This is a genomic window from Clostridioides sp. ZZV14-6345 (assembly GCF_020657775.1).
Classification (GTDB): domain Bacteria; phylum Bacillota; class Clostridia; order Peptostreptococcales; family Peptostreptococcaceae; genus Clostridioides; species Clostridioides difficile_D.
In genome coordinates, this window is sequence record NZ_JAGWCX010000043.1 from 21396 (window position 1) to 37500 (window position 16105).

At 27.6% G+C, this 16105-nt stretch carries 21 protein-coding genes; 2 read left to right on the plus strand and 19 right to left on the minus strand.

Annotated elements, in window-relative coordinates; genetic code table 11:
* Nucleotides 1–27: 27 nt before the first annotated feature.
* From KGF39_RS12320 to KGF39_RS12345, 6 genes are all read right to left on the minus strand, one after another.
* On the minus strand, nucleotides 28–255 hold the full coding sequence (locus KGF39_RS12320; protein ID WP_227822527.1) for a hypothetical protein: 228 nt from the start codon (nucleotides 253–255) through the stop codon (nucleotides 28–30).
* Nucleotides 256–290: 35 nt separating this feature from the next.
* Nucleotides 291–683, minus strand: coding sequence for a hypothetical protein (locus tag KGF39_RS12325; protein WP_227822528.1), 393 nt, complete (start codon nucleotides 681–683; stop codon nucleotides 291–293).
* A gap of 14 nt (nucleotides 684–697) precedes the next feature.
* A complete protein-coding gene (locus KGF39_RS12330) occupies nucleotides 698–2224 on the minus strand; it encodes a hypothetical protein (RefSeq protein ID WP_227822529.1) in 1527 nt (508 codons plus the stop codon).
* An 88-nt stretch (nucleotides 2225–2312) separates the two neighbouring features.
* Nucleotides 2313–2912, minus strand: a complete 600-nt coding sequence (locus KGF39_RS12335; RefSeq protein WP_227822530.1) for a hypothetical protein — start codon at nucleotides 2910–2912, stop codon at nucleotides 2313–2315.
* A 132-nt stretch (nucleotides 2913–3044) separates the two neighbouring features.
* The gene (locus tag KGF39_RS12340) at nucleotides 3045–3809 is read right to left on the minus strand and encodes a hypothetical protein (protein WP_227822531.1); all 765 of its coding nucleotides are present in this window, start codon (nucleotides 3807–3809) and stop codon (nucleotides 3045–3047) included.
* Nucleotides 3784–4338, minus strand: a complete 555-nt coding sequence (locus KGF39_RS12345; RefSeq protein ID WP_227822532.1) for a hypothetical protein — start codon at nucleotides 4336–4338, stop codon at nucleotides 3784–3786. The genes KGF39_RS12340 and KGF39_RS12345 overlap by 26 nt, the downstream gene beginning before the upstream one ends.
* A gap of 362 nt (nucleotides 4339–4700) precedes the next feature.
* Here KGF39_RS12345 and KGF39_RS12350 point away from each other — a divergent pair, with 362 nt between their 5' ends.
* The gene (locus KGF39_RS12350) at nucleotides 4701–4883 is read left to right on the plus strand and encodes a hypothetical protein (protein ID WP_021382331.1); all 183 of its coding nucleotides are present in this window, start codon (nucleotides 4701–4703) and stop codon (nucleotides 4881–4883) included.
* 124 nt (nucleotides 4884–5007) lie between these two features.
* Here KGF39_RS12350 and KGF39_RS12355 read toward each other — a convergent pair whose 3' ends face one another.
* The 3 genes from KGF39_RS12355 to KGF39_RS12365 form a co-directional block, all read right to left on the minus strand.
* A complete protein-coding gene (locus KGF39_RS12355; protein WP_227822533.1) occupies nucleotides 5008–6786 on the minus strand; it encodes a hypothetical protein in 1779 nt (592 codons plus the stop codon).
* 89 nt (nucleotides 6787–6875) lie between these two features.
* On the minus strand, nucleotides 6876–7916 hold the full coding sequence (locus tag KGF39_RS12360) for a cell wall-binding repeat-containing protein (protein ID WP_227822534.1): 1041 nt from the start codon (nucleotides 7914–7916) through the stop codon (nucleotides 6876–6878).
* Nucleotides 7917–7939: 23 nt separating this feature from the next.
* Nucleotides 7940–8542: a hypothetical protein gene (locus KGF39_RS12365; RefSeq protein ID WP_227822535.1), complete on the minus strand. Its 603-nt coding sequence runs from the start codon at nucleotides 8540–8542 to the stop codon at nucleotides 7940–7942.
* 233 nt (nucleotides 8543–8775) lie between these two features.
* Between KGF39_RS12365 and KGF39_RS12370 the strand changes: the two genes are divergently transcribed.
* Nucleotides 8776–8985: a helix-turn-helix domain-containing protein gene (locus tag KGF39_RS12370; RefSeq protein WP_074178624.1), complete on the plus strand. Its 210-nt coding sequence runs from the start codon at nucleotides 8776–8778 to the stop codon at nucleotides 8983–8985.
* A gap of 313 nt (nucleotides 8986–9298) precedes the next feature.
* On the opposite strand, the gene KGF39_RS12375 is transcribed toward KGF39_RS12370, so the two are convergent.
* The 10 genes from KGF39_RS12375 to KGF39_RS12420 all read right to left on the minus strand — a co-directional run.
* Nucleotides 9299–9451: a type I toxin-antitoxin system toxin gene (locus tag KGF39_RS12375; RefSeq protein ID WP_227822536.1), complete on the minus strand. Its 153-nt coding sequence runs from the start codon at nucleotides 9449–9451 to the stop codon at nucleotides 9299–9301.
* 144 nt (nucleotides 9452–9595) lie between these two features.
* Nucleotides 9596–10144, minus strand: a complete 549-nt coding sequence (locus KGF39_RS12380) for a hypothetical protein (RefSeq protein WP_227822537.1) — start codon at nucleotides 10142–10144, stop codon at nucleotides 9596–9598.
* A complete protein-coding gene (locus tag KGF39_RS12385) occupies nucleotides 10135–10578 on the minus strand; it encodes a DUF4320 family protein (protein ID WP_021382325.1) in 444 nt (147 codons plus the stop codon). Before KGF39_RS12385 ends, KGF39_RS12380 begins: the two co-directional genes overlap by 10 nt.
* 11 nt (nucleotides 10579–10589) lie before the next feature.
* Nucleotides 10590–11453 (minus strand): secretion protein F, encoded by an 864-nt coding sequence (locus KGF39_RS12390; RefSeq protein ID WP_227822538.1) that lies wholly within the window; start codon nucleotides 11451–11453, stop codon nucleotides 10590–10592.
* Nucleotides 11454–11466: 13 nt separating this feature from the next.
* Nucleotides 11467–12408 (minus strand): hypothetical protein, encoded by a 942-nt coding sequence (locus KGF39_RS12395; RefSeq protein ID WP_227822539.1) that lies wholly within the window; start codon nucleotides 12406–12408, stop codon nucleotides 11467–11469.
* 14 nt (nucleotides 12409–12422) lie between these two features.
* The gene (locus tag KGF39_RS12400) at nucleotides 12423–13805 is read right to left on the minus strand and encodes an ATPase, T2SS/T4P/T4SS family (protein ID WP_021382322.1); all 1383 of its coding nucleotides are present in this window, start codon (nucleotides 13803–13805) and stop codon (nucleotides 12423–12425) included.
* Nucleotides 13805–14572 (minus strand): ParA family protein, encoded by a 768-nt coding sequence (locus tag KGF39_RS12405; RefSeq protein WP_227822540.1) that lies wholly within the window; start codon nucleotides 14570–14572, stop codon nucleotides 13805–13807. Before KGF39_RS12405 ends, KGF39_RS12400 begins: the two co-directional genes overlap by 1 nt.
* A gap of 10 nt (nucleotides 14573–14582) precedes the next feature.
* A complete protein-coding gene (locus KGF39_RS12410) occupies nucleotides 14583–15341 on the minus strand; it encodes an RcpC/CpaB family pilus assembly protein (protein WP_227822541.1) in 759 nt (252 codons plus the stop codon).
* A gap of 10 nt (nucleotides 15342–15351) precedes the next feature.
* A complete protein-coding gene (locus KGF39_RS12415; RefSeq protein ID WP_227822542.1) occupies nucleotides 15352–15909 on the minus strand; it encodes an A24 family peptidase in 558 nt (185 codons plus the stop codon).
* Between the two features lie 11 nt (nucleotides 15910–15920).
* The coding region (locus KGF39_RS12420; protein ID WP_227822543.1) for a DUF6133 family protein at nucleotides 15921–16105 on the minus strand (185 nt) is incomplete at its 5' end.

A 16105-nucleotide genomic window follows, 5' to 3' on the forward strand; every position in this document is an offset into this window, starting at 1 on the left:
TTATATAACATTTTAAATCACTAAGCTTTATACAAAACAATCAACTTTATTTTTTGCAGATTTACTTTTTCCCCCACTAAAAAAACGACTTAAAAAGTCGTTTTCATTCTTATTTTCTATTTCAATTTTTATATTTTGTAACTTTTTTAGTTCACAAGTGTTTTGTAACTCTTGTATCAATCTTTCATGTTTCATTTTTTCATCTTGAAACATTATTTTTATTACTATTTCTTTTATATTAGATTTATCCATCATATATAATATCCTCATTATTTTATCTAGTAAATTTTTTATTTTATATCACTTATCACATCAGAATACCCATCAGCATGTGTAACTCCTGTTGCTATTCCATCTAGTACATCTTGTAGTGATTCTAAATCATTATTAGCCTTACTTATTTCATTATTTATAACATTAATTTCTGTTGAATCATCTTCACCACCAGAATTCCCTTTTAATTCATTATATCGTTCAGTTAAGTTAGCTCTCTCTTCTTTTAATCTATTTACTTCTGCTATTAACTTTGTTTCTCCTTCTGCTAATAGCTTTGCATCATTATCTAATCCTAGCAATGTATTTATAAGATTATTAGTTGTATCTTCACCTGTATATGTCATTGCGATTACTGAAACAGATACTGTAGCTATACCTAACGCAGCTAGTTTTTTAAGATTTTTCATAATAAAGTACCTCCTTAATTTGTTAGTTTTGGAAAATTTTCATCTTCTAAGTCAAATATTCCCATGTATCCAATATAACTATCATCGTTAGTACCTGTCATTCCAGTAAAAGCTACTTTGTTCCCAGTTAGTAAAGACATATTTGTTATTTTTAAATCATCCTGAGTTTTTATTGTTTTCTTTAAAGTACCATCTGAAGCTATTAACATTATGCTACTAAAATAATTAGATACTAATATATCACCATTTTCTAATACAAGGTCATACTTATTTCCTATCAAATCCTCAGTTGTTGTTGTATTTTCTATTGTTCCATCTGTTGTTATTGTACTAATTGTTTTTACTGCATAAATTACACAGTTCCCATCTTTTTCTTCAACTACGGATGTTGGTCTTGAACTATTTCCATTATAATAAGTGTAATCATCATTTATTTTAATTGTCCATGACTTTGTACCATCTTTCGTATACTTAGAAACAAAGGGGAAGGGAGTACTAGAAGTTATATTATCATAATTCTTACTTGCATATCCTATTACAATTATGTCTCCATTTGACATTTCTATTGCATTTCCAATATTAACATTTCCACCTTCACCTTTTATTTTAGATTCCCATTGTCGATTACCTGCTTTATCAATACATAGAACCCTTGAATAACCACCAGCTGACATACTACCAACACATAGATAGTTCCCATTTTTAAGTTCTATAATATTTTCAATTGTTTCAGCTGATGTATCTCCACTATCAAATTGTGTTGTAAACTCTATCTCACCTTGAGAGTCCAATTTTATTACATGTGTCGTATTTGTTGTTAATTTCCCTAGTGAGCTTGTTAAGCTTTTATCTTGAGAAGTAACCAATATTAAAGCTCCACCGTTTTTTGTTGCTTTACATAGATTTATATTACTTATACTAGTATTACTCAATTCTTTATGCCATACTTCTGTTCCATTGAGATTAACTTTTTGAAATATAGTTTTTCCAGTTTTTGTCCCAGTATTAAATTTATTTAATACTAATAACATGTTGTTATCTTTCAATAAACAACTTCCTTTTACTGCATTTATGCCATCTACATCTTTTATTTTATTTGCATAAGTAGTACTTCCAAACGAAGGTAGTACATAATCATCATTTAGAGCTTCAGCATATCCTGCAATATGTTCTTTAATTGGGGTATATTTATTTAAAGCTTCTTGTATTCTATTAGCATCATTATTAGCTTTATTTAATTCTTCTTTTGCCTTTGATAACTCATTTGTTGCATTTCTATATTCAACAGTACCTTTTCTTCCACTATTTTCTAATTTTGTTATCTCTGATTCCAAAACGCTTATCTGCCCCTCTATTTCTTTTGCCTTTGCTATTAAATTTTTCTCTCCTTCTTTTAATAAAGATACTCCTTCTTTCATTTCTATTAACTTTGTTTTAGCTTGTTCTATTATTCCACTACCATTCCATGTCATTAATAAAGCACTAGTTGCAATTGTTGCACTTATACCTAATGCAACTAATTTTCCTTTAGAACCTATCATAAATTTACCCTCCTTAGATGTTATCTAATCCTCTTTTGATATAAAACATTTATATTTCTAACATACATATTTTTTACTTCCTTGTATTCTACCATCCTATTATCGCTTTTATAATAGTAGTGATTTCATATATCCATTCATCACTGCCAAATTCAATTTGTTCACATTTCAAAGTATTTCTAGTCCTTGTATATAGAAATTTTTTTGGGGAATAACTATGCTCATCAATATATAAAATTAAACTTAGGTATATGTTTCTTATCTTTTCTTTTTGTTGTATTAACCCTAATAACTCTTGTTCACTTCTTCTAGTAATTACAAACATTAAAATAGAATATTCTTCTGCCAAAATTTTTAATTTTTCATAATCAATACTATCTTGAAATTCTGTAGCATCTATACATATAATTTCATCTTTTCTATCATTAATTATCGCTTTCAGTAAATTTTCTAATGAGTAAAAAGATAGTGTATCATTATTAATCTTAAGCTGAAACTCATTATATTCTCCACCAAACTTATAATTAATGGCTATATTATCTCCTGATTCTTCCATATTATCTTTAGTTAAAAACAAAACTTGTTTATCAGTTGGAAGATTTTTTATTATAGATAAAACAAGCTTCTTGTTTCCACAACAAATATTACCTTCGACTGAAATCATCATTCCTATATTTTTAGTTTCCATATTGTCCTCCATAAAATATTTATTATCAAAATACAAATCATAAATCGTACAATTTAATTTTTTGTTTTTTCCTTTGATAATATATAAATAAAATTAAGTAAAAAAATAAGTAGGATAAACCCACTTATTTTTTTACTTAATTTTATTAGGTATTTCTATATTATGCTTTTCTAATACCTCCATATATTGTGCTTTAAATTCTTCATTATTAGCTAGTAAATCACCTAGCCCATAATGAAAGATTCCTTTTGGAAGCTTTCTATATAATTTCTCTAATACTAATATATCATTTTCTTCTATGCCAAGCTTCATTATAATACCTTTCATAGCATACCAGTATTTGTTTGCATCATTTGGTAAATAAGTTTTACTATATGTTTTCTCTTCAAACATTATGTTTCTCATTGACTTAAAATAATCATAATTATACATAAATTCAACCATGTTATAAGGAACAAAACCAGAAAAAAATTCTTCAACTTCTCTTTGAGGTATTATATTTTCTTCAAGCAACTTCTTAACACATATCCAGACACTATATTCACCTCCTTCTTCTAAAAATACGTCTTCATCTACCCATGGAGAAAATCTAAACATGTCCGTTATCCATTCTGTCCAAATCTTTCTAGCAAGAGCTTTATCTGATAAATAAATTGATACTTGTTCAGGATGATAGCTTATAAATTCAATAAATAAATCTTTGTCTTTTTTTACAAAATTCATCATAGCATCTCTCAAAATTTCGCTTTCTGAACGAATAATACAGTCCCAAAAATCATGCTTAGGATTTTCAGGATTAAATACCCAAGCTTTGTTATTTTCTTTAAACATGTTATATATATCACTTAATAGTATCTGAAGTTCTCCTATTTTAACTGAAGATAGTATAACTGTCAACTATGTAATTTAAATCCTTGCCTGGTTCAGTATACCTTATATCATAATGATTTCTTATTTTATCTAATAGTCCTGATTTTCCTCCATTAATAACAAACTTATTATAATTTGATTCTATAAATAGCCAAAATGACTCTATATGAGGATAGCTTATAATTTCTCCCTTTGCATGAGCACAATCATTTCTTATACTTCTCCAGTAATCATATTTTTTTCTAATATCATCATCTATTAAAAATATGTTATCAGGTTTTGTTCTATTAACTGTATTAAATACTTCTGTATCCCAGCTATTATCATCTTGAACTCTTTCTATTATCTGCTTCCAATAATTATCTTTTATATTATCTGGCTTATTATGAGATGTAACAATTCTATTTCTTAACTCATGTTGAAAGCCTAGATAGGTCATTATAAATGAAGCTCTATATGCTCCAATCTTATAACATAAAACTCCTTCATTAAATAACTTCAATGTCTCTCCTTTAATATTATTTGCTTCACACCATCTTTCAAACTGAAGTTTCACTTAATTCATCCCTCTCTTACTAAAACATAATATTTGTTTAATATTATATTATCATAAGTTTGATTGAATAAAATAACACTTATACTCTCAAGAGTTTCTTTTAGTCCCATACAACAACTCCAAATACTTTTCCATGAGATTTTGGTGTATCTATTTTTATTTGATTGAAATTTCCTCCAGCTTACTATATAACCAGTTTTACATTTGTAATATCCAGTTTCGCATATCCACTTGTAAACATTATTAATCCAAAGTATTATAATATTGTGAATTCATATTATATAAGAACATATAAGCATATTTAAATAATTAAATTTAATGCCTGGTATTATTATTACTTTTATTTATTGGGGGGATATATTGTGTTTGGAAATAAAGCAGATGAATGTATTCATATAATGACTGCATATATAGCAAGTATAAAAGAATACTATCTATTTATTGATACTCAGATGGAAAGTTTTATAAAAAAGTATGGTGAACAAGTGGTAGAGTTTTGCTTGCACAGAGTAATGCTTTTGTTATGTAACTGTGGACTAGCATAAAACATAAATATTTTTAAGAAGTAGCTTTAATTATATAAATAATATATAAACAAAGGTAGAGAACTCTAATACATAAAGTTCTCTTTTCTGTTTTTTAAATATATTTAATTCTATTTTAAAAAAATTAATCTTTAAGTGGCCCTATATGCCAATCTTGAAATAGATTTCCTTTTATTGTCATGGCATTATTAACATTTGCTCTTAACTCACCAACGGGTGTCCATACATCCATCACTTGCCCATAAACATTGTATGCTCCATCTTTATACCAAATAGGTGTAAAATGAGCTTTTTGATTATATGTAGAATACTTATTATTTTTTAGTTCAAACTTAGAGCTTAAACCAGTTTGAATCCTTTGTAACACTCTGTTATATGTTTCATATTTAAATTCAGGATATAAAGTATTTACATTTTGAGCACCAGTAAAGCTAGTTTCAGGAGCATCATAATTCATTTTTGAATCTACATTTACATTAAACCCATACCCTGATTTCATTTCTTTTCTATCAGATTTAGAAGTAGGTACTTTTGAGTCAGCTTTAATTTGCATATCAGCTATCAAAGAAACATTGTAACTTAACCATTTCCATTCATACCAACCCTCATCAACCCATTCTCCCCCGCCATCACCATCGGAGTAATACACCCAATGTGGAACCCAGTAACAATCCCATTCCCCATAAGTAGCATTAGTTTTTACATATGGGTTAGGTAAATTTGGAGTTTTAAAATTATCATTCCTATCTTTTGCTTTTGGATCTGGTGGAACTTTTTCTTCTAAATCAACTATATTTGCAGTTATAGTTGCTTTATCTGTTGTAGCATTTGAACTTACTTTAATGATTATTTTTTCAGGTGTTTTTGGAGTATGCCATTTAACCCAAGCATATTGCTCTCCCCCGCCTTTTGGAAGATATATATTGTTCATTGAATAATCTTTTCCCTTAATATTAAAAATTACTTTAACTGGATTTTTAGGTGTACGATTAGATCCTTTTATCTTAATTGAAGTTATAACATCTGTATCTATCCTATATTCATAATCATTTTTATTACCTTCATCTGGTTTAGATGGTTCTTCTGGATTAGGTGGTTTTACTGGAGGAATTACAACTTCATCATCTTCTTTTGGCTCATTATTAAAGTATACTATACCTAAACCTAACATTTTAATTATTGTATCATCATCTTTGGCTTTTGCTTTATCTGTATCTGAAATACCTTTCCAAGCTTTGAAACCTAAATCATCCTTTTCTAAAAACATAGAAAGAGGTAAGTTTTTGTGTGATATACTTGCTAATTTATTTCTTAGTTTATTACCACCAAGTTTTTTATTATACAATGCGGCCTCAGTTGCTGTCATAGCCATCTTATTTCCAGCAAATGTGAAATAGGCTATAGGTTCTAAAAGAACTTTATATTCCCCACCAATCATTTCCTCATAGTCAATTCCAATCTGTTTCGCTATTAATTGTTGAGTCCAATCATTACAAAAATATTTTTTTATTTTATTTATATCACTTTTTCCATATGTATTACTTGAAATAATAACAGGTAATTTTCGAGCAGGATTTGTGTATTCATAACTTTGTGATGAAAGACTTAATTGAGTTCCATTACGATATTCTATTTTATTTTTTTTTCCAAAATGAAACTTTATATTTGGCTTTCTATTGGTTAAATCAATAGATTTTCCAACTCTATCTTGAGTCTTCACATCAACTATACTAACTCTTACACCTTCATCACCTGCTGTCCACTTATTATTTTTATTTCCACCACTTCCACTTCCTCCACCACTTCCTCCATCTATATTTCCATCACCATCACCAAATGAACTTATTACTGAAATAAATATCATAAGAATACAAATAATCATTGAAATTATTTTTTTTTTCATCATAGTTCTCCTTAGATTTTATTTTTAAATAAAAAAATTATGAGACATTATATCTCATAATTTTTCATAGTTATATTGAATTTCGTGCTTCACATATCTCCGATAACCTTATCTGCATCTCCATTAGAATTACCTTCTTCGCCCTTACTATCAGTAGGATTTTGTGGCCCAAAACCTGGCACATCAACTACTTCTTTATCTGAATCAGGTTTATTGTCTTTACCATTCACAGTATTTATAGCTTCTTCTATATCCTTATCATATACTTTCCCCAATGCAGTTACCTTAGCCGCTCCCTTTAATATTGCTTTATCACTACCTTCACCAACTAAAACAATTGGATTACTCTTAGCTATTGTTGATCCAACAAGTGAATATATTAAATGAGCTCCACTTGCTATATAAAATTCTTTAGGATCTTTATAAAAATATTTTATTACCTTTGTATTAGTTTCATATCTATCTATTCCACCTAATCTAGTTGAGTTAGTTTTCTCTACCAATTTATTACTCATACTTGTATATCCACCAATAACAAAGCTTTTTATACCTTTAATATCAAAAGGAATAGTTTTTCCATCTGTAAGTATTATAGGAGATTTCTCCCTAACAGCTACTTGTGAAATACTCATAGCATCTGGTTCACCTTTAAAAGCATTTGTTAACATAACTTTTTCTATTTTAGTCTTACTGTTTACTTCTCTAGCTACATTATAGCTAGTATCTATTCTATCATTACCACTTATTCTATGTACCTCTATGTTTTTATCAACCAATATTTTTTCAACAGACTCATTAACTGAATTCTTCCCTCCAACTATATATACTTTTTTAACTTTATTTAGCCTTTTTAATGTAGATGAAGGTATATTATCTTTTTTAACTAGTAATATTGGTGCATTTTCTACACCGGCTAAACCACTTGCACTTAATCCATCTGCCAATGTTCTATCTGTGTTTATAATTATTGCTGTACTGTAATTTTGTTTATCAGCTATAAGAGCAGCTGTTTCATATTCATCTTGCCCCTGAATTTTATCTATAGATGATAAAGCAAATGCATTAGATGAACTAACTACAAATATCATTACTGACATTCCCAATGCCAATAATCTTTTACTAATTTTCATATAATTATCCCCCTTAATATAGATTACATATCTCCAACAATTTTATCCCAGTCTCCATCAGATTCTCCACCTTCTCCATGACTTTCTATTGGCTTACTAGGCCCAAATCCTGGTACATCAATCAATCCATCATCTTTGTCCAATGGTTTTTCTTGATTATTTGAATTATCTTCAGGTTTATTAGGTTTGTTTGGTTTATTGTCTTCAGAATCCTTAGTAACTTCTGGATTAACTAACTTGTTATTATTTGAAACTTTTGGTTTTGGTTCACTTTTTTTCTGAACATCTTTCTTGGTAGGTCTATTGTTTTTAATTGTATTATTGTTAGTTGTATTATCTATATTCTGAACTTTATTCTTTTTCTCAGAATCTTTTCTATCTTTTTCTTCTTGTATTGTATTTACATTATCACTTAAATCAATAATTGGAACATTTACACTTTTACTTTTCAAGTTATCATTATTAGAGCTTTCATTGTTTTCTGTTTTATTAGAACTTAATTGTGAAACTTTAGATACTTTCTTGCCAAGTGTACTTATACTAAAAATTCCAGCACATCCAATTACGATACAAGCTATAACTAAGATAGACAGCTTATATTTTCTTATTATCTTTAAAAATTTCATATATTTCACTCCTTTTTGATTTAATTAATAGGAGTGATTACTTATTATATCTAGATGATAATCCATTTTTTACCATAAGTCAATAACTCCTAATATAATTATTCACTTCTAGCGTTAATAATTCACTCCTAACGTTATTTTTTAACTTCTAAAGTGAATAATTCACTCCTATTGATATTTTCATTTATAATAAGTATAATTAATTTATGATTAATAATTGGAGGAGATTTCAAATGATTAGAATAAAAATATCAGAATTGCTTGGTAAATATAAAATGTCTAGAATAGAACTAAGTGAAAAAACTGGTATTAGACCCAGTACAATTACGGCTCTCTACAATGAAACGATTAAAAGAATTGATATTGATATGTTAGATAAACTTTGCGATGTATTTGATTGCAATATAGAGGACATAATTGAACATGTAAAAGATGTCGATTAATGCTATAATAATAATTAAGAAACTATATTCAAATATACATATTATAATGGTTTTAGCATCTTTCTTAAATAGAAAGGTGCATTTTTTTGTATGTCTTTTATTAAATAATAGCTTAGATAAAACGATTGAAAGTTGTACAAAGTTTTAAAAATATATTTAACTAGGACTCTTGTTACTATCTACTTTTTAATTTTTAAGATTAAATAAGAAAGATATGATGTAAAATTGTATCAAACTTAAATTTTTGTGATATAATAAAAGCAAGAAGAATTACAATCTATTTTGCTGTAGAGTGGAGTTCTTTAAAAAATGTTTATTTTTTGAGTCTAAATGTAAATTTAAACTCAACTCTTAGGTCACTCTTTCGCGTAGAGTGGCCTTTTACTTTTGTAAATATTTTGCCAAGTAAGCAAAATATTAAACTGGCAATAACACCAGCGAAAATATTAAGTAAAAATTCGTTCATACTTACACCTCCTTTCTTTCGGAGGTTATTTCTTTTGTTTGTATGAACTCCACTCTATAGATTATATATTTTTCTTCTTGCTAAAAATATTATACCATTTCTTACCATGAACACCTAATTATATATTTTAAAAAATATTTTTGTTTAGAATAATGGTGTATATCCAGTTGTAGAATCTAGGTTTACTTTCATAGTATCAGCTTTTGTAAAACCAAATGAAGGAGGTATTCTCAAATTAATAGACCCCTTTATAGTGTATTTCTTTGCCTTACTTGTGTCACTTGGAGCTAAGGGTCTATTCACTATGTCTATTTTCAAATCAGAAAGGACATATTCTATTTTGGAGTCATTATATTTAATAAATTCGCTATCCTCTTCTGTCAATTTTAAAGACTCTTTTAACTTATTTTCAATATTTCCTTTATCAATATTTTCTTTCCATTTATCATCTTTATCTAACTGATATGCAGCACCATACCCTTCTCTTAAAGATGGATATGCTTCATCATAGTTCTCTGTAGCTATAGCAATAATAGACTTTTCAAAAGCATCTCTAACACCTTTAGTTATTAGTGCTAATCTTAAATATTCAGCACAAATACAAAACAATATCATAATAACTACAACAATTATACATATTACTATAGAGGTCGCATTACCATCTTCTTTTTTTAAGATGTTCTTTATTTCCAATATGCCTCACTCCTTCCAGTCGCATTTGAAACCAAAGGTACTGGGAAAGAAGCGAAATCAAAGAAACTTAAATCCATTGTTTTTTTTACAGTCACCTTTATTTCTTCATTGAGCTGGACTTTGTTTGTTCCATTTATATACTTTGTTGACCATTCAATTCTATCTGGCTCAACTATACTCTTATTTAATTTTTCTATTTCATTATCAACATCTTGACCAACCTCACCACTTATTTCTGCAATTCTAACAATCTCATTTGCATAGTGGTTTAATTGACTCTTTGCAATGATAACTGGTAACACATTAATTACAAGTCCAACTAAAAGTGCTACAATAAATATTATTATTATAATCCAAATAGATTCGTCTATAGCTCCTTTTTCATTTCTTATAGGCTGATATAAATCTTTTTTGCTTTTTAATATTTTTTTCATCCCAATCCTCCTTAAAAGAAATTGTTTAAGGATTTATAAACTTCAATGCCTAAAGCAACAAACATATTCATTATTAGACAACCAAGCATAAGCATTGTGTATTTTCCAATTTTACCAGGTCTTTTACTAGCAATTGTTTCTACTCTTTGTAGTTTTAAATCATTTAACTTACTTGCCAATTTTTGAAAATACATAATCTCATCGTTACCATTTAATACACCCACAAGACCTACTATTATTTCTGATAAATTTGAACTATTAATTCTACTTTCAAATCTAATTAAAGCTTCTTTCTGAGAGCTGGATTTCATATCAGCTAACGTAAATTTAAGTTCTTCAGCTAATGTTTCATTTGCTGTTTTTATATACTCAGAAATTATATATAAAAGATCTCTAGTTCCACTCAATTCTATTGCTAATGTTGATGCAAATTCTGCAAGTTCATAATCTATTCTTTTTATTTTATCTGCAACAATTCTATCTGCCCTTTTCAGCTCTTGAAAAATAGAATAAATAGAAAGAGCTATCCAAATAATACATCCTTTTGGATAAATTATATAAGTTGGAATTGTAAGAGAAAGAACAACACAAGAACTTACAAAAGCATTTGCAATATAGGTTTCTGGAGTTAAGTTTATATTAGCTGATTTCAAGGTTAATAATAGTTTTTTTCTTTTATACTCATTAATCTTTACAAATTTTGATACTCTCATTGCTACTTTTGTAGTTAAATCATCTAATGTTTTCTTTTTTTTGTTTGAATTTATAACTGATGATACAGTTTTTGAATATCTTGCTCCTGGCATATTTAATATTCCAGCTAAAATCATATAAATACTAAATACAAATAAAGAGAAACAAATTAATAGTATCAATTAATCACCCCCCTTATTCATTTATTGATTTATAATCAATCGGTTTTATCAGTTTACTAATTTGTATAATAGAAAAAAACGTTAATGAAACAGTAATACAAATAGAAATTTGCCCTGGTAATGTGTACATTAAATTTTTAAACCAATTTATATTTAAAAATTTCAACATAAAAATTGAGCCATATAATATAAATGTCATAGTTAAAAAACTTTTTGCTGGCCCCATTAACTTACTATTTACTTTTTCATTTAGTATCTTTACATTTGAAAACTTACTTACAGTTGCTCTAAGTGGAGACTTTAGTGTTCTATTAGTTTGACATTGTATAACTCTATTTACCCATTCCACAAATATGTCATTATCAATACTATCTCTTAATTCTTCTAATGCTTCTTTTATATCAGGAGATAGTTTAATTTTATATAAACATTTTCTAAATATATTTTCTAAAAGAGGATTAAAACAGTCAATATTCTCCTCTATAGCTAATATTATATCCTCATTTCTTAAATAAGAATTTGTAATCATAGATAAACCACTTTCTAACTCATCATTTAATTGCCTCTCATATGAATTAGCAGTTATCTTTATATATAAAAATGGCAACATACCAAATCCAAATGCTAATATTGGTATTAAAAATATATTGCTTATGCTAAGTGCTAGAAATATCCCTAGTATCATTAATACAATGGCAAAGATACATATATTTGAGAATTTCCCCTTACTTTGAGTCCGTTCTAAGATATTACTAGTATCTTTTATTAAGCGTTTTATTCCCTTCTCTTTCTTTTTGCCTGTTAGAATTTCTACTTTATCACTAATAGAAGGTGCTTTTTGCTTTCTTTCAAATATGGATACTATTTCTCTTAAAAATTCAATAGGAGATATATTCAATAGTGTAAATATTCCTCCTGTAATCACTAAAAACAAAAATATATTTGAGAATCCCATTAAAAAACCTCCTTTCAATTACATAAATCAGATACTTCATAATAATTTAACATTTTATTTAATTCTTTTTCTGTAATCCCATTTTCAAGTAAACGTTTTTGAATATTCTCAGAAATATTATTTACCTTTTCAAAATATCCTGTGATTACTTTCTTATTTCCTTCAAGTTTTATACCAGTTCTAACAAAATGAAATAATGTTTTAAACTCACGTTTTCCATCTTCATGAACAATGCACTCTGTTATTTCCATTATTTTTCTTGATTTGTCTTTCAATTGTTTCACAAAACATGCAATAGGAAAAGCTTTAGTTACATTTTTCATTAGAGTATCATCATCCATATTTGACTTCGTCTTACACAAATCTAACATCCTTGAATAAACATCAATACAAGAGTTCGCATGTATAGATGTAATAAAAGGATTCCCTGTATTAGCAGCTTTTTGTACTTCAAATGCTTCTCTACCTTTCATCTCAGAAATCACTAAGTAATCTGGGTTCATTGTAAGAGAAAATTCCAATAATTTTTCTTGGTCTATATCCTGCTTAGGGTCATCACTATGTCTTGTCCTTAGATGTATTACTTCATTTATTACCTTACCATTTTCATCTCTCTTGACCATATCAAATTCTCTAACATCTTCTTCTATTGTTATTACTCTATCATCATTATCTACAGATTCTTTGACTAATGAATCTAGAAGAGTTGTTTTTCCAGAATTAGTTGGTCCTACTATACACATACTTGCTCCATATTTAAAGAGTCTCTGCATAATATAAAATATTTCTGCTGTTCCTGTACCAAACTTTATAAAATCATCTATTTTTAGCTTCTGAGGGTTTATAATACGAATAGATACAGCAAGACCCTTACTCTCATCAATTAAACCGTACCCTAGAGCTGTTATCCTTATTCTCTCTGATAAATGTCCTCTTACACCTGGTTGAGCATTGTCAAATACCATATGAGACATTTGTAACATTCTTTTAATAACATCTATTGCATGTTTTGGATTATTAAATGATTCTTTTGTAAATTCCTTATGCCCATCTTTGAACGTAATTCTAGTTGAATCCCATTCATTTATATTTATTTCTTCAACATCATTTCTATAAAGATAGTTATCTAAAAAATCGAATCCTAACATTCCAGATAATAATTTATCAATTAATTCTTTCTCAGATAATCCTTTTACCTTATAAGAATAATCAGTAACAAATTTTTCAACAAATGGTCTTACTGATTCTCTTTGCTCCAATATATTTTTTCCTGCCATAATTGAAAAGCACTTATCTAAAATATAACTTTGAGTTTCCTTTAATACATCTGAAAATTCTTTTTCTTCCTTATCTTCATTCAAGAAATTTTTAAGAATTTGTCTATCGCCAAAAGCCATTATTTATTTCTCCATGATTTACATTTTTTTATATAATCCTCATTTTTTAAGGTACTAGCTAATTCATTAACAGTTTTGTTGTATTGACTCTTTTTCTTACTAAGTTCTTGAAATAAATCTCCAGATAGAGTTTGCTCTCTTATTTCTTCAAGATAAGGTAATTCGTATTTTATTCTATATATTTCTTTTACTTCCCTTACTGATTCATCTTCCTTGAAATTTGATAACACATTTATATGTTTATTTATTTTAAATTTCTGTAACATCAATAATTGTAAATTGGAATCAAAATAAGATATAGCTTTTAAACTAGGTTCTACAAGCCTAAAAATAGTATCAGAGTATTCTAAAACTGTAGATGTCAATAAATCTGTAAAAAAATAGCTTGTACAATCCACAATAATATAATAAGCCATGTTTTCCAATGTTCTAAACAGCTCTAATACCCTTTCTATATTATATTGTGCATAGGTTGATACATTTTCTCTCTGCTTGTATCCCAATATGTTTATATATTTATTTTTCCCATTTATTAAATTTGTTAAAATTACTTCTTCTGATAAAATTGGAGCTGACAACACATTTCCTAATGACTTGTTTTTAATTTTTTCATTCGGTAAAATAGTATTTATTGCAGGACAGATTAAATCAGAAAAAACTAAAATTACATCTCTCTTTTCCTCTGCTAGTTTTTTTGCTAACTTTATACTAAAAGTAGTTTTACCTGAACTTGGGCTTCCCCAAATAGCAATTGTTTTACCTTTCATTTCTATTCCCCTATTCTTTTATTGGTGTAGTCATGTTTCTTGATGCCAATAAATTTATTGTTTCTTCTTGTTTTTTTATAAATTTTTCAGCATTATTAGTTGTACCACGATACACTAGTGTTACATGCATTTTGCTATTTTCTTCTAGTGTGGCCAATAACTTAGCTTGGATATCATTTACTTGCACTGTAATAGTTGTTGGAAGCTCATTTTCTTCTTCATTTCCTTTTTGGACTTTTCCATCATTCTTATCAGAACCTTTTGCATTAGTAACAGCTAATACTCTTACATATTGCAATTCAGCAGGTTTTAGAGTTTCTTTATCTTCTCCATAATCAGCAGCTAAAATTGATATAATATCTCCTGTTTCTAGCTTTCCTGATAGTCCAGCCGCAAAATTTTTTATTGTAAAAGATATGGCTTGATTCTTACCATCTAATCCATATAAATATTCATTTTCAGCCACACGATTTTTTGAAATCTTTGTAGTCAACACATTATCATCTTTGTTAATATCTGTTATTGCATACTTCCCAACAACACTATCTTTTGTTTTAATACTTGTCTGAGGTAAACTCTCAGAATCTGTTGTTTTAATTTCCCTAACTTTTGTGGAGCTTATTTTTTCTCCTTTTTTTATTTCTTGTGTTGCTCTAACAAAGGTTGTTTGTGATTTCATTTTCTGTAAATATGGAGAAACAAAACAAATGTATACACCTATTAGTAATGCAGAACAACCAATTATTATTCTTTTTGTCGCTAATTTCATATTTTTCCTCCTATAATAAATATGATAAAAAACATCCTACAGAAATGTAAGGTGCTAAAGCAATACCATTTTTATATTTATCATGATTGATTGCAAATGCCAAGATTAAGCTAATTAGAATAAAAATTAAAACTTCTATACCTTTAAACCCAATTAAAAATCCACTACTTCCCATAAGCTTTATATCCCCTCCTCCAATACCTCCATTTTTCAATATTGCTGATAAATAAAGAGGTAACGCAAATAAAAATAAATTTATTATAGATAAATATAAATTCATTTTTATAAAGGATACAAATAATATTAATACCTGTATTTTATTAGGTATTAATTTTGTTCTATAATCTACATAACTAGCATAGATTAATATTTGAGCATATAAAAACCCTTTTATTATTAATGCTATATTATTAATATGTTTAAATAGGCTTATGATTAATAAATATTCTATTAAAAGTAATATCATTTTTTGCTCTTTGCTTAACACAATTTTTTCACCTGTTGGCAGAAATTTTAAATCATAGAAATAACTGAAAATGCTATTAGAACTAATATTATTGAAAGACATAATATAAAATCCTATCCAAACATATTTACAATTGTAGATTGTGCTTTTGGTAAAATAACATCTTGTAACGCTCCAGTTGCCCAAGCTAACATCAGTCCACCTAAAAACACTGCAATAACTACCCAAATAGCCTTAGATACATTTTCATCCATACCAGATTCATTATTTAATACTTCTCTTAGATGTCTTTCTATAC

What these genes read in the sequence shown, in the direction of transcription:
- KGF39_RS12320 (WP_227822527.1), bottom strand. Translation starts at nt 255, where the DNA reads ATGATGGATAAATCTAATATAAAAGAAATAGTAATAAAAATAATGTTT.
- KGF39_RS12325 (WP_227822528.1), bottom strand. Translation starts at nt 683, where the DNA reads ATGAAAAATCTTAAAAAACTAGCTGCGTTAGGTATAGCTACAGTATCT.
- KGF39_RS12330 (WP_227822529.1), bottom strand. Translation starts at nt 2,224, where the DNA reads ATGATAGGTTCTAAAGGAAAATTAGTTGCATTAGGTATAAGTGCAACA.
- KGF39_RS12335 (WP_227822530.1), bottom strand. Translation starts at nt 2,912, where the DNA reads ATGGAAACTAAAAATATAGGAATGATGATTTCAGTCGAAGGTAATATT.
- KGF39_RS12355 (WP_227822533.1), bottom strand. Translation starts at nt 6,786, where the DNA reads ATGAAAAAAAAAATAATTTCAATGATTATTTGTATTCTTATGATATTT.
- KGF39_RS12360 (WP_227822534.1), bottom strand. Translation starts at nt 7,916, where the DNA reads ATGAAAATTAGTAAAAGATTATTGGCATTGGGAATGTCAGTAATGATA.
- KGF39_RS12365 (WP_227822535.1), bottom strand. Translation starts at nt 8,542, where the DNA reads ATGAAATTTTTAAAGATAATAAGAAAATATAAGCTGTCTATCTTAGTT.
- KGF39_RS12370 (WP_074178624.1), top strand. Translation starts at nt 8,776, where the DNA reads ATGATTAGAATAAAAATATCAGAATTGCTTGGTAAATATAAAATGTCT.
- KGF39_RS12375 (WP_227822536.1), bottom strand. Translation starts at nt 9,451, where the DNA reads ATGAACGAATTTTTACTTAATATTTTCGCTGGTGTTATTGCCAGTTTA.
- KGF39_RS12385 (WP_021382325.1), bottom strand. Translation starts at nt 10,578, where the DNA reads ATGAAAAAAATATTAAAAAGCAAAAAAGATTTATATCAGCCTATAAGA.
- KGF39_RS12395 (WP_227822539.1), bottom strand. Translation starts at nt 12,408, where the DNA reads ATGGGATTCTCAAATATATTTTTGTTTTTAGTGATTACAGGAGGAATA.
- KGF39_RS12400 (WP_021382322.1), bottom strand. Translation starts at nt 13,805, where the DNA reads ATGGCTTTTGGCGATAGACAAATTCTTAAAAATTTCTTGAATGAAGAT.
- KGF39_RS12405 (WP_227822540.1), bottom strand. Translation starts at nt 14,572, where the DNA reads ATGAAAGGTAAAACAATTGCTATTTGGGGAAGCCCAAGTTCAGGTAAA.
- KGF39_RS12410 (WP_227822541.1), bottom strand. Translation starts at nt 15,341, where the DNA reads ATGAAATTAGCGACAAAAAGAATAATAATTGGTTGTTCTGCATTACTA.
- KGF39_RS12415 (WP_227822542.1), bottom strand. Translation starts at nt 15,909, where the DNA reads ATGTCTTTCAATAATATTAGTTCTAATAGCATTTTCAGTTATTTCTAT.